The following is a 20,288-nucleotide window of genomic DNA, read 5'->3' on the forward strand; positions in this document are numbered from 1 at the left end:
GCGCGTCCTGCCGATCGGACCCGGCCGCCTCGGCTCGGCCCGCACGTCAGCGCCGCCGGACTTGCGCACGATCAGGCTGCCTGAGCCTCGGCGGGGGCCGGTTGGCTCACCTGCGGCGCGTCGGCGGGCGTCCGGACGTCGATCGTCGCGAGGAGACTGTCGTGCGCCCGGAACGAGACATTGGGCTTGAACGAACGGCGGTGTTCGGGTGCCAATTGGAGGCCGGGAATGGCCTCGGCCAGTTGTGTCAGAGCGATGCCGGCCTCCAGTCGCGCCAATGCCGCCCCGATGCAGAAATGCGGCCCGTGACCGAATGACAGATGGTCGGCGGCGTCGATGCGGTGCTCGTCGAACCGGTCCGGGTGGGCGAAAACCGACGGGTCCCGGTTGGCCGCCCCGATCATCAGCAGGCAGCGTGCGCCCGCCGGGATGGTGACCTCGCCCAGGGTGACGTCCCGACGGGTCACCCGCAGCCAGCCGTCGATGGCGGGCGCGAACCGCAGCGTCTCGGCCACGAAGCCGGGCACGGACCGCGGGTCGGCGACGAGCGCCTGCCACCGGTGCGGGCTGGACAGGGCCGCGTCGAGGGCGTGGGCTAGCAGCCCGGCGGTCGTCTCGTGCCCGGCCACCAGGAGGTTGAAGGCGAGGCTCGCCACCTCCGGCACGGTCAGCACGTCGTCGTCATCGTCCCGGTAGGTCAGCGCCCGGCTCACGAAGTCGGTACCGTCGACTCCACTGTCGAGCCGCTGCCGCACCAGGTCCTGGCAGTAGCGCCAGAACTCCAGCAGGCCGCGGGCCAGACGTACCTGCTCGTCCGGGTCCGGTTGCCCCCAGATGAGGGCCACCTGGCCGTCCGCCCACCGGCGGATGCGGTCGACGTCGGCGTCGGGCACCCCGAGGATGTCGAGGATGACCAGCAGCGGAAGCTCGGTGGTGAACCCGCTGACGAGATCAACCCGCTCACCCCGCTGGGCGACGAGCCGGGACACCAGCTCGTCGACGCGCCGGCGGACGATCCGGCCGTACTCGGCCTCGGCCCGATCCGCGGTGTTGGCGAAGGTCGCGCGCAGGGCGCGGCGGGTGCGGAGGTGCACCGGTGGGTCGGCGGCGGCCGTGGTCGGGGGCGCGTCGATCTGCATGATGACGCTCATCGCCTCCGGGCAGACCGCGTAGACCGGCGCGAGGGTGAGGGCGTTGCCGAACGTCGCCGCGTCGGCCAGGGCGCGCCGCACGTCCGCGTGCCGGCTGATTAACCACAGGCCCAGATCCTCGGCGTAGAGCGCCCGGTCGGGATCGTCGAGAATGCGCCGCCAGGCGCTCGCCGGATCACTGAGGTAGGCCCCGGAGTATGGACTCAATTGCATCGAACGCCTCCTGACACACCGCGCGTAATCAGCGGCGCTCGCATTTTGTCGGTCACTGATGGTGGGTCGACAATGTCGGCATCCGCCGCGTGCTCTTCACGGTGCGCCGACCTGATGCGCAAGTCAAGATTGGTGCTCATCTATCTAAGAACCGCGACAATTGTGTATTGCAGAACGGTGTCGTCCCTGGCTGGTTGCACCTTGCAGCCCGAGGCTTGCGGGTCCGTGCCCTCCGAGCAAGGCCGCATCCCCGCAGTCCACCGTGGGTGGGATTGGCCGATTTCGCAATCCTCATTCCCGGGAAACGAATCCGTCGGATGCAGGTGACGCCGACCCTCGATGCGCTGGGGTACGCCGGTGGGGGAGGCGTTCAGCCGTCGGCGCGTTGGCCCGTCGGCGCAATCAGGTGGGCGAGCCAACCTCCCAGGCGCGCCAGCGCGCCCGTCGAGTCGAGCAACGACAGGCCGCCGCCCAGCAGCGCCACGCCCGCCGTGGTGGCGATCGTCCCGGCCGGATGTCGCCAGCCGCGCACCCGGTCGCCAGTTCGGGCGAGCGCCCGCCGCCGGTCGAGGTGCGACCGGCGGCGGGCGCGTCCGGGTGGATCAGGAGTACGGGAGGCGCAGCACCGACTGGTTGCCGATGCCCAGGGTGGTGGGGTTGTTGCCGATGGCCGACCAGACCTCGACCCGGACCGTGCCGTTGCTCAACGTGCCCAACGTGCCGGTGGCCGAGGCCAGGCCGGCGCTCTGGGTGTAGTGCTCGTAGCCGGTGACCGGGTCGGTGGCGAAGTAGCGCCAGGTCTCCGTCCGGTCCCAACTGCCGTTGCCGGTCAGGTCGTAGGAGACCCGTACCTGCGTGCCGTTGCCGACCGCCGTGCCGGCGTCCAGGAACAGGTCGAACGCGGTCTGCGCCCCGGAGTACGTGAGGTTCAGGCCGGTCGCGGTGAAGACCTGGGCGTTCGTCGGCGTACCGTCGTGGTTTCCGTTGGCGGCCGCGACCGTAGCCGTGGTCGCGCTGCCGGCGTTGCCCAACCCTCCACCGGCGAGCAGGTACCGCGTCGGCGAGCCCGAGCTGGGCGGCGGCGTGGTCGGCGGTGCCGTGGTCGGCGGCGCCGTCGTGGGCGGCGCCGTGGTCGGCGGTGCCGTCGTGGGTGGTGCGGTGGTCGGCGTGCTCGTCGGCGGTACGCCGCCGGAGGCGTTGCCACCGCTCCAGGTGTACGCACCGGTGGTGGCCGTCCGCCCGGCCCCCACGGTGAGCCGCGTGCCGTTGGAGAACGTGACGGTGATCGGGCTCGCGGTCGGGTTCGACGCCACGTAGGTGCGCGCGCCGTTGCGGGAGAAGACCGCGCTGAGTGGGTGGTTGGCGCTGACCGACGTGTCGACGGTGCCCAGCGCCGCGAGGTTACGGATCCAGTGGAAGGTGTGCGCCCGGCTCTCGCCCTCCTCCGGGGTGTAGCCGGGGTTGGCGCGCAGGTTGGCCAGGGCCGCGTCGGGGTCGCCGAGGGCCTGGAACTGCCACAGGATGTCCTGCCACACCGTCGGTGGTCCACCGTTGTTACGGACCAGCTCGGCGTAGTTGGTGCGCACGTACGCCGGGTTGGCGCCCAGGTAGAGGTGCCCGCCGGTGACCGGCAGCAGGTTGATGCCCTGGATCATCTCCGGCTCGCCGCTGAACCAGGTGGCGTACGCCCCACCGTCGCCCCAGACCATGCCGACCGTGGAGTGCCCGAAGGCGGCGGGGAAGTTCTGGTCGCTGACGTCGAACCAGTACTCCTGGATGGCCGCGGCCTGCGTGGTGTAGAGGAAGATGCCGGCGTCGCGGACGGCGCTGTCGCCGGTGACCTGCCCCCACTGGATCAGGGCGTTGGCGAAGTTCATCCCCTCGGAGGACGACTCCTGGTTGTTGCCGGAGCCGAACGACCCGTGCCCGGACGCCCAGTCGTGCCCGGCGTAGATGTCGAAGTCGCGCAGGTACGGGAAGCGGGTGTCGTCGCGCCGGTAGTTGTTGGCGTCGCGGATCAGCAGGTCCACCATGCCGCCGTAGCGGCTGCTGGCGGCCCACGACGGGTCGAACTTGGCCAGCGTCGCCGCGGCGGCGATGTAGTAGCCGTAGTGGAAGTGGTGGTCGTTGAGCTCCTGGTCGGAGCCGTACGACGCCGGATAGCCGATTAGGGTGCCCCAGTTGGCGTCGTAGTAGAAGACCTTGCTGGTCTTGCCGCTGGAGGCGGTGAACCAGTCGGTGAGGGTGCTGCGGATCGCGTTCAGCGCGCTGTCGCGGGTGGTGGTGTCGTTGACCAGGTCGGCGATCTCGGCGATCCGGGCGGCCCGGCCGAGCCCCTTGCCGGTCCAGTACGTGTCGTTGCCGCGCTGGTCCATCGGGTTGCCCCGGACGGCGGTCAGCTGACCGGTCAGCGTGGCCAGGTCCGCGCCACTGCCGTCACCGACGGCCGGCAGCTCCGGCAGGACGCCCTGGAACGTCATGGCGGTCCGGAACTGACTGATCCCGGTGAGGACCTTCATCCTGCCCCGCGCCGACGGGTAGGTCGGCGTGATCGGGGTCGAGCCGGACAGCGACTTCCACTGGTGCGGGTAGAGGCTGACCACGGTCTGCGCGGCGCTGCCCTCACGGGCGGTGGTGGTGAAGGCGTACGTCGTGCTCAGGCCGTTGGTCGACGGGTCGTAGGCGTAGGAGACGCGGGTGCCGGTGACGTGGGCGTGCGCGTACCGGCCGTAGGTCGCGGCCAGGTCGGCGCGCTCGCTGGCGCTCGCCGTCGGCGGCAGCAGTGCCACCGAGAAGTAGCCGCGACCGGCCAGGGTGGAGGAGATGCGGCCACCGCTGACGGTCCAGCTCGCGCCGCTCGGGGCGTACGCCACGTAGTCGTGGCCGTTGACCCGGAAGCCGATGGTGGCGCCGCTGTTGGACCACACCTCGGAGGTGCCGGACGTGCCGATCACCGCGTCGCCGCCGGTGGCCTGGAAGTACGCGAACGGCAGGCCGTGGCCGATGGTGGCGCGCAGGGTGCGGGCGCCGTCGCTCCAGTACGGGCTGACCGTCCAGTCGGTCCAGCCGTCCACCTTGACCTGGGAGGCGGCGAGCCCAGCCACGCCGACGCGGATGTCCTGCACGTACGGGTAGTGGTATTCGCCGACGCCGGTCGCGGTGCCGCTGATGGCCGGCGTGGAGTTGGCGGAGAAGCCGAGACCGTCGGTGAACGTGTCGTAGGAGGTCGGGTGGGCGTGCAGGGGCTCACTGAAGGAGCAGTCGGTACGCTTCCACAGCAGCGAGGACCACCAGTCGTTGGTGGGCACCGCGCCGGCGGGCGCGTTGGCGGTGGCGAACTGCCGGGGGTTGCTGGACATCTGGCCGCAGCCGGTGGGAAGCGCGCCGACCGGGGTGGTGGTGTAGCTGCCGGCGCCGACGGGTGCGGCCTCGGCGGCGCGGGTGACGGGAATCGTGAGGCCGCCGACGACCAGGGCCAGGACGGTGGCGGCTGCCAGCGCCCATCGGCGGTGGGGGACGGGAGGTTTCATGGTGCCTCCATCGCGGGTCCGGGCGCGGATCGTGCCGCCCCGGCGCCGTGCGTCTGAATTGTGGAAAAGGTCGATCGAGAGAGCGCTCTCTCACGCGGCACGGTAATCGACCGTCCAGATCCCCGTCAATGTGTCCGTCCGGTTGCGTGCTGATGTCGCGAACTGATCGCGGTGACTAGCCCTCCGTCACGGCGACCCCGTCCAGGTCGGCGTGCAGCGCCTCCGGCGCGCGCATCCGCCAGGCATCGGTCACGAGCTCGGCGAGCCGGTCGACGTCGACCGCCGCCAGACGCAGCAGCACCAGCGGCAGGCCGTCGTACCCGGGCGTGGTGAAGAAGACGTCGGGTTCGCCGAGAAGCAGGGCCTGCTTCTCGGCCTCGTCCCCGACGAACAGCACCGCGATGTCGCGGCGGATCACGCGGGGCCTGCCCGGCCTGCGCTCCGGATAGGACCAGGCGAAACCCTTGTCGGCCACCCGGAAGTCGAAGCCCTCGCTGTCGATCTCGACCGTGTGGGGCAGGGCCAGAGCCAGGCGGCGGACGTCGTCGGCGTCAGCCACCGAGACCCCGCACCGCGCGCGCCATCCGCATGCGCCGAGACTACGCACCGGGACCGACAGGCGTCAGCCGGCCGCCGTTGCCAGGTCGACGGCCGTGGCCCCGACGATGGCCCGGTCGCCCTCGCGCTGGACGTAGCCGATCACCGTCGCCTGGGCGGGGTCGAGATCCGGCGGCGGTACCACCTCCACCTGTCCCCGCTCGCCGTCCAGGGGACCGCACCGACGACGCCTGGTCAGCGGGGCCGCAAGGGTGGATGGGTGCGTGCAGGGTCAGGAGGCCCCTCTCTACCACGAATCCGCCGTTTCACCCGGCAGTGCCACTTACGGGTAATACCCCTCTAAGCGGCCTCATCCTCCGTTAGCTTGCCAATGAGAGGAAACCTCGTATTCGTTACAAGATGCGGCTAAGGAGTCAGTGATGAAGCGCAGCGTAGCGCTAGCGGCGGCCCTCCTGATGGGTCTGACCAGCGTCGGCACGCTCCCCGGGCCTGCGTGGGCCGATGGCGGGGGTCCGGAGGGCAGCCACGAGGACCGCGGGGGAGGGGGACACCACGGCAGCGAGGGCGCGGTCTTCGTACAGACCAACAAGGCCGAGGGCAACACCATCAAGGTGTACGACCGCGACGAGGACGGCCGCCTCAGCAAGGCGGGCGAGTACGAGACCGGCGGCCTGGGCGGCTTCACGATCGGCGCGCCGGTCGACGCGCTGGCGTCGCAGGGGTCCTTGACCTACCACCGCGGGCTGCTGTTCGCCGTGAACGCCGGCAGCAACACCGTGACCGTCTTCCGCGTCGACGGCACCCGGCTGCACAAGGAGCAGGTGATCTGGTCCGGGGGTCTGCTCCCGGTCAGCGTCACCGCCCGCGGCAACCTCGTCTACGTGCTGAACGCCGGTGGTGAGGGCTCGGTGCAGGGCTTCGAGCTGCACAAGGGGCGGCTGTCGCCGATCCACGACTCGAACCGGTCGCTCGGCCTGCACAACGGCAACCCGCCGGCGTTCATGACCGCCCCCGCGCAGATCACGATCGACCCGGAGCGTGAGTTCGTGCTGGTGTCGACCAAGGCGGCGAACGTCATGTTCAGCTACGAGATCGGTCGCCACGGCGAACTCGCCCGCCACCCGGTCGTCAGCGACGCCGGGTCCGTGCCCTTCGGCTTTACCTTCGACACCGAGGACTCGGTGCTGGTCACCGAATCCGGCAGCAACGAGGTCAGCCGCTTCGACCTCGACGACGACGGCGCCCTCGACCAGGTCGGGCCGTCCGTGGGGAACGGACAGCAGGCGACCTGCTGGATCCAGCAGGTCGGCGACTACTTCTACGTCGCGAACGCCGGCAGCTCGACGATCAGCGCCTACCGGGTGGACGACGACGGCAAGCTGCAACTCGTCCACGCCGTCGCCGCCGAGACCGGCGGCGGGTCGATCGACATGACCACCAGCGACGGCTTCCTGTACGTCCAGAACGCCGCCGCCGGCAACGTGCAGGGCTACGAGGTGGACGACGACGGCTCCCTGCGCCTCGTCACCACCGTCGAGGGCCTGCCGAAGTTCACCGACGGCATCGGCATGGAGGGCATCGCCGCCTCCTGACGGGTCGTCCTGCCGCTGGTCCCGGTCCCCTGTGACCGGGACCAGCGTCTGTCCGCCGGTGGCCCGATCATGACAACTGCATGACAAATCGGCCGGGACGCCGACCGGTGGTTTCGGCGGTGCCCGGCTCGGGGCACGAGAACGTCGCTGACGACAACACCTTCGGAAGGGACGGCCCCCGTGGAAATCCAGGGCTTCTTCACCGCGATCATCATCGGCCTGGTCATTGGCGCTCTCGGCCGGCTCGTGGTGCCCGGCAAGCAGAACATCTCGATCGTGCTCACCCTCGCGATCGGCGTGCTCGCCGCGATCCTCGGCACGCTCGTCGCCGGTGGACTCGGCGTCGACGAGACCGCCGGCATCGACTGGATCGAGCTGCTCCTGCAGGTCGTGTTCGCCGCGATCGGTGTGGCCGGCGCCGCCGCCGTGTTGGGCCGTCGGCGCTCCTGACATCCCGCGCTCCCGGGGGCCCGCCGGCCCCCACGCGCCCGTGGCGACGACTGGTCGCCACGGGCGCTGTGCTTGGATGATCCGGTGCAGTTCACCGTGACAGACGCGCCGACGCGGGAGCGGTTCGAGGCGCGCGACGAGACGGGCGCGGTCGCCGGGATCGTGACCTACCAGCTGACCGGCGGCATCATCGCCTACACCCACACCGAGGTCGATCCGGCGTACGAGGGCCGGGGTGTCGGGTCGACCCTGGCCCGCGCGGTCATGGACGACGCGCGGGCCAAGGGGCGCACCGTGGTGCCGATCTGCCCCTTCCTCGCCGAGTGGCTGGTCAAGCACCCGGAGTACGAGGAGATCGTGGTGCGGTCCACCCGGAAGGTGAAGTAGCGACGGCTCGGTGCCACGCGGCGACGCCGACCCGGTGCAGGATGTCGACCATCTCACTCTCCCTGGTTGTCGGTGCGGTGACGTTCGATCGTCTCGGCGATCCGCTTGATCCGGCGGAGTCGCGCGTCCCAGGTCGCGCCGACGGCGGTCAGCTGGGCGACCGCGCGCGCGAGCTGCGCCTCGTCGACCTGGTAGTGGCGCTCGCGGCCAGCCGGCGCGGAGGTGATCAGGCCGACCCGGTCCAGGACTGCCAGGTGCTTCGACACGGCCTGGCGGGTGACGGGTAGTCGCTCGCTCAGCGACGTGGCGGTGCCGGGCCCGCCGGCGAGCAGCAGGTCGATCATGCTGCGCCGGATGGGGTCGCCGATCGCCGACCACAGGGCGTCGTCGACGGCAGTGGTCATGACGTGGCGACCAGCCGGGTGACGTACGCGCCGAGGTTCGGGACGTAGTGGTTCCATCCGCTGACGTGGTCCTGGTACTGCCTCTCCAGCAGGGCCACCTCCCAGCCCATCTCGCGGAACCCGGTCTCCGTCATGCGGACGCGGGTTCCCGTCGCGATCGCGGTGAGGTCGAAGGTGACCAGCAGCGACTGTCCCGTGCGCTCGGGCTCGGTGAAGCACCACCGGAAGGAGAACCTCTTCGGCGGGTCCACGTCGACGACGGCCAGGTCGACGGTCGTTGTCGCGCCAGTCTCGGCGTCGCGCCACACCAGCTCGCCGGGAGCGCCCGGGACCGGTTCGAACCGGGCGTCGTCGGGCCACCACTCCCGCACGTGCTCGGGCTGGCTGATCACCTCGAAGACCACCTCGGGTAAGGCGTCGACGTCGATGTCGCGTTCGATGACTCCGTACTCCATGCGTACCACCCTTTCGCAACCTTTGGTTGCGTCACGGTACACCGGGCCGACGGCGAGGTGCAACCTTTTGTTGCATGTCAGCTCGGCGGATCCGGGGGCGCGACAGCGCCATCCGGATCACGTTCGGCGCCCCGAGACCGTCGCGCTGCCACACACGGCCTCGGGGACACGCCGAGTCCTGACCGCGTCAGCCGTTGAAGTCCGTCATCAGCCAGATCCGGTCGAAGGCGCGCTCGGCCAGGTCCGCATGCTTGATCATGAAGTTGACGACGATCAGCGTCTCCCCGAACGCGTCACCCACCTGCCCCTCGTCCAACCAGACGGTGGCCAGCACGGTGTGCTCGGTGGCGTCGAGGATGGGGTTGTCCGCGCCGCCGGTGCTGGCGGCGCCGTAACCGCCGAGGGAGAACTCGTAGTCGTTGTCTTCGAGGTACCACATCACCTCGCCGATCGCCTCCTCGACCTCGTCGTCCAGGCGAAGGTCGAACGGCGCCTCACGTTCGTTCTCCGGAAGGCTCCAGCCGGCACGAGCGTGCAGCGGAAGCGGATCGAAGACCGGCACCTCGGGGGTGGGGCGCTCGGTCACCGGAGTGCCGGCCGGCACATGGACGACCCGGCACCGGGTGGGCGTGAAGCGCGGCTCGACGAAGAACAGCAGCGACCCGTCGGCCGGCAGGTCGAGGTCGTGCCCGTGCGAGGGGAGCGCGGCGAGGTCGAGCGTCAACACGAGACACTGCCCGGGCGGCCACTCCTCGCCCTGCGGCAACGCCGCGAGACCGCCGAATCGACCGACCACAGGCAGGCCGTCGCCCTTCGGAACCAGTTCCGTCTGTGGTCGGGCCAGCCGCACCCAGCGCTCGATCTCGTCCGCTGGCACGCCCTCTTCCCGGGCTGCGCCCCGGAACTCCTGTCGTACATCCATGGCCGGGCATTGTGCCGGAAAGATCCGACGGACATCGGGCCACGACCGCCACGCGGGTTCGACGCCCCGCCGGGCCGCGGTTCCTCAGGCGGCGTCGGCGCGGGCGGTCAGGGCGTCCACGAGGCGGCGGGCCGAGCCAGCCAGGTTCCACCGGCCGGCCAGGTCGAGCAGCCGCTCCGGGTCGGCGGGGGCCGTGGGTAGCGCGGTGGGCAGCTCCGGCAGCGCCACGTCCAGGGCGACCCGGACCACCGTCGGCGCGACGGCCAGGTAGTCACGGGCGGCGGCCAGCTTGGTGCGCAGGCCCGGCGCGAAGGACGAGTCGGAGTCGTCAAGCGCCGCCAGGATGCCGTCGATGCTGCCGTACCGCTCGATGAGCCGCGCGGCGGTCTTCTCGCCGACGCCCGGCACACCGGGCAGCCCGTCGCTGGGGTCGCCGCGCAGGGCGGCGAAGTCGGCGTACCGGTCGGCGGGCACCCCGTAGCGGGCGCGGACCGCCGCGTCGTCGCAGTCGTCGAGCTTGGCCACGCCGCGTCCGACGTAGAGCAGCCGTACGTCCCGGGAGTCGTCGATGAGCTGGAACAGGTCCCGGTCGCCGGAGACCACCTCGACCGGACCCGGCTGGGTCACCGACAGCGTGCCGAGCACGTCGTCGGCCTCGTAGCCGTTGGCGCCGACGGCGATGATGCCGACCGCGTCGAGGACCTCCAGGATCATCGGCACCTGCGGGGAGAGCGTGTCGGGGACGACCTCGCCGCCCTGCGGGGCAACCCGGTGCGCCTTGTACGACGGCAGCAGCTCGACCCGCCACGCCGGCCGCCAGTCGTAGTCCAGAGCGCACACCATCCGGTCGGCGCCCCGGCCGCGGATGAGCGTGGCGAGCATGTCGAGGAAGCCGCGCACCGCGTTGACGGGCTGGCCGTCGTCGGTGCGCGCGGCGGACTCCGGGATGCCGAAGTAGGCCCGGAAGTAGAGGCTGGGTGCGTCGATCAGCAGGATCGGGGATCGGTGTGCCACGCCCGACAGCCTGGCACAGCCCTCCGACGGTCAGCGGTACGCCCGGCCGACCGGCGGCGTCAGCGCCGCTCGTCGTGCCGGTAGACGGTGTCGCGGCGGGCGAGGTGCTGCACGACGTAGCTGGTCACCAGCAGCAGGATCGCGACGAGCACCTCGACCCAGGCGGCGACGCCGTCGGCCACGGTCAGCCCGATCACCAGCAGGACCAGGCCGACGAGCGCGAGAACCCCGGCCCACAGTTGGCGACGACGGCGGGTCGCCACCCGGTTCGCGTCGTTCGGTGTCACATCGGCCCTCCCGGTCGGGCCACCTGTGCGGGCGTCCCGATCCCAGGCTAGGGTCCCCGCCCCGCCCCCACCGGGAAACCACCGAGCCGGCCGGCGACGCGACCCGGGTGCTCGCCGGGGACCCGACCGCCCGCGGTCAGACCCCGATGGTGACGACGGGACGCCGGCTCTCGTCCCGGTCGTGGTCGCTGAGGTCGCGGAGGTGCCGGATGGGCGAGAGCAGCAGCACCAGGGGCGCGCAGACCAGGGTCGCGGCGAAGACGACCAGGGTTGCGCGGGCACCGAACGGGCCGGCCAGCACGCCGGCGACCAGCCCGCCGACCGGGATGGCGCCCCAGGAGACGAACCGCACGGTCGCCATCACCCGGGAGAGCAGCTCGGGTGGGCTGGCGATCTGCCGGTACGTCCGGGTGGTCACGCTCAGCACGACCGTGCCGAGGGAGAAGACGACGCTGCCCGCGGCGAAGGCGACGTACGCCAGCCAGCCGTTGCCTGAGGGGATCAGGAACGCTCCGGCGACAGTGGTGAACCCGGCGGCGACCAGCGCGCGGGCGCTGCCGAGCCGCGTGGTGATACGGGTGGTGAGGGCCGCCCCGACGAGCGCGCCGACACCCTCGACGGCGAGCAGGACACCGACCAGGCCGGCCGGCGCGTGCAGGTCGCGGACCAGGTAGAGCGAGTGCAGCGCGAACTGCGCGCCGCAGACGAAGTTCATGGCCGTCGCGGCCCCATGCTCGGGCCCATGACCCGGTGGTACGCGACGTAGCGCCAGCCTTCGCGGATCAGCTCACCGACCGGCGGCCAGTGCGCGGGCGCGTCGACGCGGCGCGCGGGCAGGGTACGCAGCAGAGCCGCCGAGACGAGGTAGCTGACCGAGTCGACGAGCAGGGTGGGCACCGCGCCGAGCGCCTGCACGGCGAGGCCACCGAGCGAGGGGCCGCTGAGCAGGGTCGCGGCGTGGGTGGCCGAGGTGAGGCTGTTGCGTGACTGCAACTGCTCGCGCTCGACGATGCTGGGCAGGAAGGTCGAGTTGGCCACGTCGAACAGCACGTTGGCGAAGCTGACGACGAGCGCGGTGACCACCAGGTGGGTGACGGTGAGGTGTCCCCACCACCACGCGAGCGGGATCGACGCGACGGCGACGGCGCGGGCCAGGTCCGCGCCCACCTGCGCGCCGCGCAGCGGCAGGCGCTGCACGATGACGCCGGCGGGCAGGCCGATCACGAGCCAGGCAACGTAGCTGGCGGCGGCGATCACTCCCATCTGGAACGCGGAGGCGTCCAGGACGGTGAGCGCGGTCAGCGGCAGAGCCACCGCGCCGACCGCCGACCCGACCATGCTGGTCGTGCCGGCGGTCCACCAGCGCCAGAACACCCCGGCCCGTTCGTCGACGTGCAAGTCGTCGACCCCCGTTCGTCGTGCCGGCGTGTCCGCGGCTCCGTCGCGTTCCCGGTGCCAGTGCGTTCCATTCTGGAACGGACTATAGTCGGGTCAGGACGGATGGAGGAAGCGGGTGCGACGAGAAGATCTCGCCGACGCGGACTGCGGCATCGCGCAGGCGCTCGGCGTGCTGGGCGACTGGTGGACGTTCCTGATCGTGCGCGACGTCGCCGGCGGCACGACCCGCTTCGACGCGCTCCAGCGCGAACTGGGCGTCAGTCGGCGGGCGCTGACCGAACGCCTCGCCGCCCTGGTCGAGCAGGGCGTGCTGGAACGCCGCCCGTACTCGGCGCACCCGCCCCGGCACGACTATCTGCTCACCGCGAGGGGTGAGGGCCTGCTGCCGGTCCTGATCGCCCTGCAGGACTGGGGAACGAGGCATCTGATGGGTGACGGAGAGCTGACCGCGACCGCCGACGACGCATCGGCCGAGACGCGGCGGGTGCACCACCTCGTCGGGCGGCGGCTGCCCGAGGTCGCCCTGCCCGGGCCGGACGGTGAGCCGGTCGCCCTGGCCACGCCGGACGCGTGGAGCGTGCTCTACCTCTACCCGGGCGCGTACGCACCGGGAGTCAACGCCTATCCGCCGGGGTGGTCCGACATCCCCGGCGCGCGGGGCTGCACCCTGGAGTCGACCACCTACGCCGACCGGTATCCGAGGTTCCGGGAGGCGGGGGCGCGGGTGTACGGCATCAGCACCCAGCGGCCGGACCAGCTCGCCGACTTCAGCGCGTACGCCCGGCTGCCGTTCCCGCTGCTGTCCGACCAGGACGGTCGACTCGCCGCGGGGCTGCTGTTGCCCACCTTCCGGGCCGGCGGGGTGACCCGGTTCAAGAGACTGACGATGCTGGTCGACCCGACGTCGGTGGTGCGGGCGGTGCAGTTCCCCGTCACCGATCCGGCCGGATCGGTCGACGAGATGCTGGCTCTGGCCAGCGACCACGCGACGATCCCCGGCTGACGCGGGGGCGTCGACCGGGGATCGCGGCGTACGGGTCAGGTCAGGCCGGGAGGGTCCAGCGCTGGTTGGCGCCGGCGAAGCACTCCCAGATCTGCAGGCGGGCGCCGTCGGCCGAGGTGTTGTCGGTGACGTCGAGGCACTTGTTGGACTGCGGGTTGCGCAGCGTGCCGTTGGACTGTGCCTGCCACACCTGGGCGCCGCTGCCGTTGCAGTCGTACATCTGCACCTTGGCGCCGTTGGCGGTGGAGCCGCTCGTGATGTCGGCGCACTTGCCGAGGGCGCGCAGCGTGCCGTCGGTGGCGACGGTCCAGGTCTGCGCGGTGGTGCCGTTGCAGGTCCAGAGCTGGACTGCGGCGCCGTTGGCGGTGCTCGCGGAGGCCACGTCGACGCACTTGCCGCCGAGGCCGGTGATCCGGCCGGTGCGACCCGACGGCGGCGGGGTGGTGCCGCCCATGATGGTGTCGTACATGGCGCTCACCAGCGAGGTGGAGCCGGTGGTGTCCTGCGACAGCTCCCAGTTCATCACGCCGCCGGCGTTGGCCAGGGCCCACTGCGTCTTGCGCTTGACGGTCGGGATGCCGTTGTAGCACTGCTGCGCGCCGCCGGCCGTGGTGCAGTCCCGGTTGGCGTTGGCCGGGTCCAGGGCGACGAGCGCCGAGTACGTGTAGTAGCCGGGACGGCTGTAGAAGGGAATGCCGAGGACGGCCTTGCTGGCCGGCAGTCCGCGGTTCTTCCACAGGTTGATGCTGTTGATCGACCAGTCGTAGTTGGAGTGCGGGCTGCCGCCGTCGTACGCCATGATGTTGAACCAGTCGACCTGGTTGAACACCGCGGTCTGGATGCCGTCGAGGTAGTAGCCCTCGGAGACGACGGCCGCGGTGAGCAGCTTGCCCCGGCTGTGCATGGCGCTGCCGAGCTGGGTCATGACCTGGGTGTAGTTGTTGGCCGAGGCGCCCGGGTCCGGGTACTCCCAGTCCATGTCGACACCGTCGAGGTTGTACTGGTTGACGAGGTTGACCAGGTTGTTGACGAACGCCGTCCGGCTGCTGGAGTTGGCCGCGAGGGCCTCGAACGCCGAGTCGTTGCCGTCGTTCCAGCCGCCGACGGCGATGGAGACCTTGACGTTGTTGGCGTGCGCCTGCGAGACCAGCGAGGAGAGCTTGCTGGGGTTGTCCAGGGCGCGCAGGCTGCCGTCGTTGTTGGGCAGCACGAAGGCGTAGTTGATGTGGGTGAGCTTGTTGTACTGGATCGTGTTGACGTTCCCAGCCCACGAGGGCATGTAGCCGACGCTCTTGAAGCCGTTCGGCAGCACCACGGCCTGCGCGGCGGTGGGGACCAGGGCGACGGTGGTGGCGGCGGTGGCCAGGGCTAGCAGGCCGGCGCTGAGGACGCGGCGCAGTGGTGAGGACATGGGGGCCTTCCCGTGGGCGGGGGACTACACCCGCCCACGCAGGGTTTCGCGGGCGGGACATGGGGGAGCAGGAACGGGTGGGCCTCGAGGCAGCCAAATCTTAAAGAGTGTTAACTGTCGACGTCAATCAACGCCGGTGGATTTTCGTCGTGCGACCTACGTGGCTTCTGGGGATGCCCAAACGACCGTTAAGCTGGCGGGGTGGCAACCGACGAGCTGTACCCGCCGGACCGGCTGATCGCCGCGCAGCGCGCCACCGCCGATGCCGGCCTGGACGCGCTGCTGCTCACCCCCGGCTCCGACCTGCGCTACCTGACCGGCTACGACGCCCACGCGGGGGAGCGGCTCACCTGCCTGGTGCTGCCCGCCGAGGGCGCGCCGACTCTGATCGTGCCCCGGCTGGAGCGTCCGGCCGCCGAGGCGGCGACCACCACCGGGCTGCGCATCGTCGACCATCTCGACGGCGTCGACCCGTACCCCCTGGTCGTCGCCGCCCTCGACGGCCCGGCGGCGGCCGTCGGGCTCGCCGACCGGATGTGGGCCGAGCAGGTCCTCGCCCTGCGCGCGGCCCTGCCCGAGGCCGCGCAGCGGCTCGCCGGCGAGGTGCTGCGCGAGCTGCGAATCCGCAAATCCCCGGCCGAGGTGGCGGCGCTCGCCGAGGCCGGCGCGGCGATCGACGAGGTGCACCTGCGCATGGGTGAGTGGCTGCGTCCCGGCCGCACCGAGGTCGAGGTGGCCGCCGACATCGCGACCGCGATCCGGGCCGCCGGCCACGTCAGCGTCGATTTCGTCATCGTGGCCGCCGGCCCGAACGGGGCGAGCCCGCACCACGGCACCTCGGACCGGCCGATCGGCGTCGGCGAGCCGGTGGTGGTCGACATCGGCGGCACCATGCCGTCGGGCTACCGCTCGGACTGCACCCGCACCTATGTCGCGGGCGGGCCCGCGCCGGCCGAGTTCGTGGAGTACTACGCGGTGCTGCACGCCGCCCAGAGCGCGGCGGTGGCGGCGGTACGCCCCGGCATCAGCGCGGAGGCGGCCGACGCGGCGGCCCGGACGCCGATCGCCGCCGCCGGCTACGGCGACGCGTTCCTGCACCGCACCGGGCACGGCATCGGCCTGGACGGTCACGAGGAGCCCTACCTGGTGGCCGGCAACGGCCGACCGCTGGAGGCCGGGATGGCGTTCTCCATCGAGCCGGGCATCTACCTGGCGGGCCGGCACGGCGCCCGCATCGAGGACATCGTCGTCTGCACGACGGACGGCGTGCAGCGGCTCAACACCACCCCCACGGAGCTCATCGCGCTATGACTGTCGACCGGATCCTCCCCACCGACGAGGCCCACGACCTGCTGGACCTCGCCACCGAGCTTGCCGACCGTGAGCTCGCGCCCAAGGCCGCCGGCTTCGAGGAACGCGCCGAGTTCCCCCGCGAGGTGCTGCGCACGATCGGCCGGGCCGGCCTGCTCGGCCTGCCGTACGCGGAGGAGTACGGCGGCGCGGCGCAGCCGTACGAGGTGTACCTGCAGGTGCTGGAGATCCTGGCCAGCCGGTGGCTCGCGGTCGCCGAGGCCGTCAGCGTGCACACCCTGAGCTGCTACCCGGTGGCCGCGTTCGGCACCGACGAGCAGCGCAAGCTGCTGCCGGACATGCTCGGCGGCGACCTGCTCGGCGCGTACTGCCTCTCCGAGCCGCAGGGTGGCTCGGACGCGGCGGCGCTGAGCACCCGGGCGGTCCGCGACGGCGACGCGTACGTCGTCTCCGGCACGAAGGCGTGGATCACCCACGCGCACAGCGCCGACTTCTACAACATCTTCTGCCGTACCGGCGGAGCCGGCCCGAAGGGCATCTCCTGCCTGGTCGCCGACGCGGGCACCGCCGGCATCGCGCCGCAGGCCGCCGAGCGGACCATGGGGCTGCGCTCCTCGCCGGTGGCGCAGATCGCCTTCGACGGGGCGCGGGTGCCGGCCGACCGGCTGGTCGGTGGCGAGGGCGCGGGCTTCACCATCGCGATGTCCGCGCTGGACTCGGGCCGGCTCGGCATCGCCGCCTGCGCGGTCGGGCTCGCCCAGGGGGCGCTGGACTACGCGGTCGGGTACGCCCGGGAGCGGCAGCAGTTCGGCCGGTCCATCATCGACTTCCAGGGGCTCGGCTTCCTGCTCGCCGACGCGGCCACCCAGATCTCCGCCGCCCGCGCGTTGACGCTGGCGGCGGCGCGGCTGCGCGACGCCGGGCGGGCGTACTCGATCGAGGCGGCGAAGGCGAAGCTGTTCGCCACCGACATGGCCATGCGGGTGACCACCGACGCCGTGCAGGTGCTCGGCGGCGCCGGTTACGTGGCCGACCACCCGGTCGAGCGGTACATGCGCGAGGCCAAGGTGCTGCAGATCGTGGAGGGCACCAACCAGATCCAGCGGCTGGTGATCTCCCGGGCGCTCGCCAAGGGCTGAGCAGGCGCGGGGCGGGTGCGGCGCGCTTGTCGCCGTACCCGCCGTCGCGCTTCCTCGTCGCCGTCGCGCCGATTTCCCGGTAGGTTGCTCGCCGTGGAGGAGATCGACCGCGCCATCGTCGCCGCGCTGACCGCTGACGGCCGTCTGTCGTACACCGACCTGGCCGAGAAGGTGGGGCTGTCGGTGTCCGCCGTGCACCAGCGGGTGCGCCGGCTGGAGCAGCGCGGGGTGCTCAAGGGGTACGCGGCCCGGGTGTCGTTCGAGGCGCTGGACCTGCCGCTGACCGCGTTCGTGGCGATCCGGCCGTTCGACCCGTCGCAGCCGGACGACGCGCCGGAGCGGCTGGCGCACCTACCGGAGATCGACTCGTGCTACTCGGTGGCGGGGGAGGACTTCTACCTGCTGCTGGTGCGGGTGGCCAGTCCGGCCGACCTGGAGCGGGTTCTTCAGGAGATCCGCACGTCGGCGAACGTGACGACGCGGACGACTGTGGTGTTGTCCACGCCGTACGAGAACCGCCCTCCGAAGATCAGTGGCGGGGTGCCTGGTCGGTCGCGGTCCCGGGCGCCGGAGGAGCCGGCTGGTTCCACCGCAGGATGACCTGCCGGCCGTGTTCGTGACCGAGCGCGCTGACCGTAGCGGTCTCCAGGCGCAGCCGTCCGCCGGCGGACGGGGGGAGACCGATCCAGCGGGCGCCGAGCACCCGCAGGCTGTGCGCGTGGCCGACCAGTGCCACGGTGCCGCGGTCGAGCATCGGGGTGACCCGGGCCAGCACCCGGTCGAGTCGTTCGCCCACCTGGGCGGGTGACTCCCCGCCGGGGCAGCCGTCGGTCCAGATGTTCCAGTGCGGGTCGTCCTCGTGGATGTCGACGGTGGTGCGGCCCTCGTACTCGCCGTAGTTCCACTCGCTGAGGTCCTCGTCGACCGCGTCGACGGTGAGCCCGGCCAGCTGCGCGGTGCGCAGCGCACGGGAGCGGGGGCTGGACAGCACGGTGGCGAACCGTCGGCCGGCGAGGAACGCCGCGAGGGTGCGGGCCTGTCGCTCCCCGTCGGGGGTCAGCTCCAGATCGGTGTACGAGGTGTGCCGCAGGCTGGCGCTCCAGGTGGTCTCGCCGTGCCGGATCAGCAGGAGCTCTCCCATGCGGCCAGTTAACCATCGTGTGGGCGATGCCCGGGCCGCCCTCCCTCAACCTATCTTCCTAGGACGCCTTACGGGGTGTGCCGACCCGCACCGCCGGTTTCGGCACCGGGAGACCGGGCAAGCGAACGGCGACAACCGCCAGACCGAGGAGGCGCGATGAGCTTCACCGAGAAGGCAAAGAACAAGGTCGAGCAGGTGGCCGGCGCCGCGCGGGAGCGCATCGGCGACATGACCGACAACGAGTCGATGCGTGGCGACGGCGCCAGCGAGCAGGGTGACGCGCGCGCCAAGCAGGCCGGTCAGAACATGAAGGATGCCGGCAGCAAGATCAAGGACGCTTTCAACAAGTGACCTCAGCGGTCCACGGGTCCCCGGGCGACGACGCACCCGGGGACCCGTCGCGTACGGCGGCTATCGTCGCCCGGTGACCGTGCTTCGTTCCCTGGTGTTGTTCGCGCTGGCCGCCCTGGCCGAGATCGGGGGCGCCTGGCTGGTCTGGCAGGGGTGGCGGGAGCAGCGCGGCCTGTGGTGGATCGCCGCTGGGGTGGTCGCGTTGGGCTGTTACGGCTTCGTGGCCACGTTCCAGCCGGACGCGAACTTCGGCCGCATCCTGGCCGCGTACGGCGGGGTGTTCGTGGCCGGTTCGCTGGGCTGGGCGATGGTGGTGGACGGTTTCCGGCCGGACCGCTGGGACCTGGCCGGCGCCGCGCTGTGCCTGCTGGGCGTCGCGGTCATCATGTACGCCCCGCGCGGAGGTTCCGCCTGAGCCCCCGCCCCGCTCCCTGTGCCGTCGATCATCGAGCGGTGCGCCGATCTTGCACTTTCTGTTGTGGCATAAGGGGTATCTCGCTCATTCCGGCGACCGAAAGTGCAAGATCGGCGCGAGGTGGATGGGGCGGTGAGGGGTACTCGCTTCTGCGATGATGCGGCTCGTGATCGGATCCCGGCTTCGCCTCTTCTGGTGTGGCGTACTGGTTGTGGTGGCCTCGCCTGGCGTTGGCGGCTGTACGGCGTCTCGGGTGCCGTCACCGGAGCGGCCGGTGTTCGTCGGCTCGCCCGCCACGCCCTCGGCGTCGCCGGCCCCGCCTGTGGCCCCCTCCGCCGCACCGACAGATCTTCCGACGGCCGCGGTTCCCCGGTCCACGGTTCCGCCGACGGCCGCGCCGGCACCGGGGACTCCGACATCGGGGGTTCCGGACGTCCCCGGGGCGTCGACTGTGGGAGTCCGCGCGCCGGTGGTGGACCACGGCCCGCGGACCGGTGACCGGGTCGCGTTGACGTTCGACGCGGACATGACCGACGGCATGCTGGCCAATCTGCGCAGTGGGAGGGTGCGGTCGTACGCCAACCTGCGCATTCTCGACCTGCTGGAGCGGGAGCAGGTGCCGGCGACGTTCTTCCTGACCGGCAAGTGGGTGCAGCGGTACCCGGAGGTGACCCGGCGGATCGCCGGCAATCCGCGCTTCGAGTTGGCGAACCACACCTACGGGCACGCGGCGTTCACCGCGCACTGCTACGACCTGCCCCGGCTGCCGGTCGGCGAGCTGGCCGACGACGTGGCGAAGACGTTCGAGGTGATCGCGCCGTACGGGGGTCGGCAGACCCGGTACTTCCGCTTTCCGGGCCTCTGCCACGACGCGGCGGCGTTGGACGCCCTCGCGCCGTTGGGTGTGACGGTGGTGGACGGGGACGTGATCAGCGGTGATCCGTTCGCGAAGGCGTGGAAGCCGCTGGTGCGGGCCGTGCTGGACCACGTCCGTCCCGGCTCGGTGGTGATCATGCATGTGACCGAGGCGAACGCGGCGATGACCGACGAGGCGTTGCCGCACATCCTCGCCGGATTACGCGAGCGCGGATTGACGCCGGCGCCGTTGTCGGAGGTGCTGGCCGCCGGTTGAGTGGGCGGCCAACACCTTCGGTGC

22 protein-coding genes and 1 pseudogene are annotated in these 20,288 nt (G+C 71.5%); 10 read left to right on the top strand and 13 right to left on the bottom strand.

The window, feature by feature from the left end:
- Positions 1-71 precede the first annotated feature (71 nt).
- The 5 genes from ABZU91_RS03945 to ABZU91_RS03965 form a co-directional block, all read right to left on the bottom strand.
- Positions 72-1,364, bottom strand: coding sequence for a cytochrome P450 (locus ABZU91_RS03945; protein ID WP_355233614.1), 1,293 nt, complete (start codon positions 1,362-1,364; stop codon positions 72-74).
- 370 nt (positions 1,365-1,734) lie between these two features.
- Positions 1,735-1,896: a hypothetical protein gene (locus ABZU91_RS03950; RefSeq protein ID WP_355233616.1), complete on the bottom strand. Its 162-nt coding sequence runs from the start codon at positions 1,894-1,896 to the stop codon at positions 1,735-1,737.
- Positions 1,897-1,966: 70 nt separating this feature from the next.
- Positions 1,967-4,894 (bottom strand): glycosyl hydrolase, encoded by a 2,928-nt coding sequence (locus ABZU91_RS03955; protein WP_355233617.1) that lies wholly within the window; start codon positions 4,892-4,894, stop codon positions 1,967-1,969.
- 175 nt (positions 4,895-5,069) lie between these two features.
- Positions 5,070-5,453 (bottom strand): MmcQ/YjbR family DNA-binding protein, encoded by a 384-nt coding sequence (locus tag ABZU91_RS03960; RefSeq protein WP_355233619.1) that lies wholly within the window; start codon positions 5,451-5,453, stop codon positions 5,070-5,072.
- 63 nt (positions 5,454-5,516) lie between these two features.
- Complete coding sequence (locus tag ABZU91_RS03965; RefSeq protein ID WP_355233621.1) at positions 5,517-5,642, bottom strand: hypothetical protein; 126 nt, start codon at positions 5,640-5,642, stop codon at positions 5,517-5,519.
- Positions 5,643-5,871: 229 nt separating this feature from the next.
- Here ABZU91_RS03965 and ABZU91_RS03970 point away from each other — a divergent pair, with 229 nt between their 5' ends.
- The 3 genes from ABZU91_RS03970 (at position 5,872) to ABZU91_RS03980 (ending at position 7,881) form a co-directional block, all read left to right on the top strand.
- A complete protein-coding gene (locus tag ABZU91_RS03970; RefSeq protein WP_355233623.1) occupies positions 5,872-7,044 on the top strand; it encodes a beta-propeller fold lactonase family protein in 1,173 nt (390 codons plus the stop codon).
- A 180-nt stretch (positions 7,045-7,224) separates the two neighbouring features.
- Positions 7,225-7,494: a GlsB/YeaQ/YmgE family stress response membrane protein gene (locus ABZU91_RS03975; RefSeq protein WP_355233625.1), complete on the top strand. Its 270-nt coding sequence runs from the start codon at positions 7,225-7,227 to the stop codon at positions 7,492-7,494.
- Positions 7,495-7,578: 84 nt separating this feature from the next.
- Positions 7,579-7,881 carry a GNAT family N-acetyltransferase gene (locus ABZU91_RS03980; RefSeq protein WP_355233627.1) on the top strand — a complete coding sequence of 101 codons (303 nt, stop codon included), beginning with the start codon at positions 7,579-7,581 and terminating at the stop codon, positions 7,879-7,881.
- 53 nt (positions 7,882-7,934) lie between these two features.
- Here the strand turns inward: ABZU91_RS03980 and ABZU91_RS03985 are convergent, their stop codons facing one another.
- The 6 genes and pseudogenes from ABZU91_RS03985 to ABZU91_RS04010 all read right to left on the bottom strand — a co-directional run bounded on the left by ABZU91_RS03985 (position 7,935) and on the right by ABZU91_RS04010 (position 12,301).
- Complete coding sequence (locus ABZU91_RS03985) at positions 7,935-8,285, bottom strand: metalloregulator ArsR/SmtB family transcription factor (protein ID WP_355233629.1); 351 nt, start codon at positions 8,283-8,285, stop codon at positions 7,935-7,937.
- On the bottom strand, positions 8,282-8,740 hold the full coding sequence (locus ABZU91_RS03990) for an SRPBCC domain-containing protein (RefSeq protein WP_355233631.1): 459 nt from the start codon (positions 8,738-8,740) through the stop codon (positions 8,282-8,284). Before ABZU91_RS03990 ends, ABZU91_RS03985 begins: the two co-directional genes overlap by 4 nt.
- 187 nt (positions 8,741-8,927) lie before the next feature.
- Positions 8,928-9,662, bottom strand: coding sequence for a DUF1963 domain-containing protein (locus tag ABZU91_RS03995; RefSeq protein ID WP_355233633.1), 735 nt, complete (start codon positions 9,660-9,662; stop codon positions 8,928-8,930).
- A gap of 84 nt (positions 9,663-9,746) precedes the next feature.
- Positions 9,747-10,676, bottom strand: coding sequence for a 5'-3' exonuclease (locus ABZU91_RS04000; RefSeq protein ID WP_355233635.1), 930 nt, complete (start codon positions 10,674-10,676; stop codon positions 9,747-9,749).
- A 59-nt stretch (positions 10,677-10,735) separates the two neighbouring features.
- Positions 10,736-10,963, bottom strand: a complete 228-nt coding sequence (locus tag ABZU91_RS04005; RefSeq protein ID WP_355233637.1) for a hypothetical protein — start codon at positions 10,961-10,963, stop codon at positions 10,736-10,738.
- A 136-nt stretch (positions 10,964-11,099) separates the two neighbouring features.
- Positions 11,100-12,301, bottom strand: a pseudogene (locus ABZU91_RS04010) (MFS transporter).
- 175 nt (positions 12,302-12,476) lie between these two features.
- Here ABZU91_RS04010 and ABZU91_RS04015 point away from each other — a divergent pair.
- Positions 12,477-13,364 (top strand): winged helix-turn-helix transcriptional regulator, encoded by an 888-nt coding sequence (locus ABZU91_RS04015; protein WP_355233639.1) that lies wholly within the window; start codon positions 12,477-12,479, stop codon positions 13,362-13,364.
- A 40-nt stretch (positions 13,365-13,404) separates the two neighbouring features.
- On the opposite strand, the gene ABZU91_RS04020 is transcribed toward ABZU91_RS04015, so the two are convergent.
- On the bottom strand, positions 13,405-14,775 hold the full coding sequence (locus tag ABZU91_RS04020) for a glycosyl hydrolase family 18 protein (protein WP_355233641.1): 1,371 nt from the start codon (positions 14,773-14,775) through the stop codon (positions 13,405-13,407).
- Between the two features lie 201 nt (positions 14,776-14,976).
- Here ABZU91_RS04020 and ABZU91_RS04025 point away from each other — a divergent pair, with 201 nt between their 5' ends.
- The 3 genes from ABZU91_RS04025 (at position 14,977) to ABZU91_RS04035 (ending at position 17,825) form a co-directional block, all read left to right on the top strand.
- Positions 14,977-16,086, top strand: coding sequence for a Xaa-Pro peptidase family protein (locus ABZU91_RS04025; protein WP_355233644.1), 1,110 nt, complete (start codon positions 14,977-14,979; stop codon positions 16,084-16,086).
- Positions 16,083-17,225: an acyl-CoA dehydrogenase family protein gene (locus tag ABZU91_RS04030; RefSeq protein ID WP_355233646.1), complete on the top strand. Its 1,143-nt coding sequence runs from the start codon at positions 16,083-16,085 to the stop codon at positions 17,223-17,225. Before ABZU91_RS04025 ends, ABZU91_RS04030 begins: the two co-directional genes overlap by 4 nt.
- 93 nt (positions 17,226-17,318) lie before the next feature.
- Positions 17,319-17,825: an Lrp/AsnC family transcriptional regulator gene (locus ABZU91_RS04035; RefSeq protein ID WP_355233648.1), complete on the top strand. Its 507-nt coding sequence runs from the start codon at positions 17,319-17,321 to the stop codon at positions 17,823-17,825.
- Here the strand turns inward: ABZU91_RS04035 and ABZU91_RS04040 are convergent.
- Positions 17,755-18,366, bottom strand: a complete 612-nt coding sequence (locus ABZU91_RS04040; RefSeq protein WP_355233650.1) for a histidine phosphatase family protein — start codon at positions 18,364-18,366, stop codon at positions 17,755-17,757. The two genes, ABZU91_RS04035 and ABZU91_RS04040, sit on opposite strands and share 71 nt — an antisense overlap.
- A gap of 156 nt (positions 18,367-18,522) precedes the next feature.
- Between ABZU91_RS04040 and ABZU91_RS04045 the strand changes: the two genes are divergently transcribed.
- The 3 genes from ABZU91_RS04045 (at position 18,523) to ABZU91_RS04055 (ending at position 20,264) form a co-directional block, all read left to right on the top strand.
- The gene (locus tag ABZU91_RS04045; RefSeq protein ID WP_355233652.1) at positions 18,523-18,717 is read left to right on the top strand and encodes a CsbD family protein; all 195 of its coding nucleotides are present in this window, start codon (positions 18,523-18,525) and stop codon (positions 18,715-18,717) included.
- 73 nt (positions 18,718-18,790) lie between these two features.
- Positions 18,791-19,132 (top strand): YnfA family protein, encoded by a 342-nt coding sequence (locus ABZU91_RS04050; protein WP_355233654.1) that lies wholly within the window; start codon positions 18,791-18,793, stop codon positions 19,130-19,132.
- A 451-nt stretch (positions 19,133-19,583) separates the two neighbouring features.
- A complete protein-coding gene (locus ABZU91_RS04055; RefSeq protein ID WP_355233656.1) occupies positions 19,584-20,264 on the top strand; it encodes a polysaccharide deacetylase family protein in 681 nt (226 codons plus the stop codon).
- Positions 20,265-20,288: the final 24 nt, after the last annotated feature.

This window comes from Micromonospora sp. NPDC005174 (assembly GCF_040608495.1).
Taxonomy (GTDB): Bacteria; Actinomycetota; Actinomycetes; order Mycobacteriales; family Micromonosporaceae; genus Micromonospora.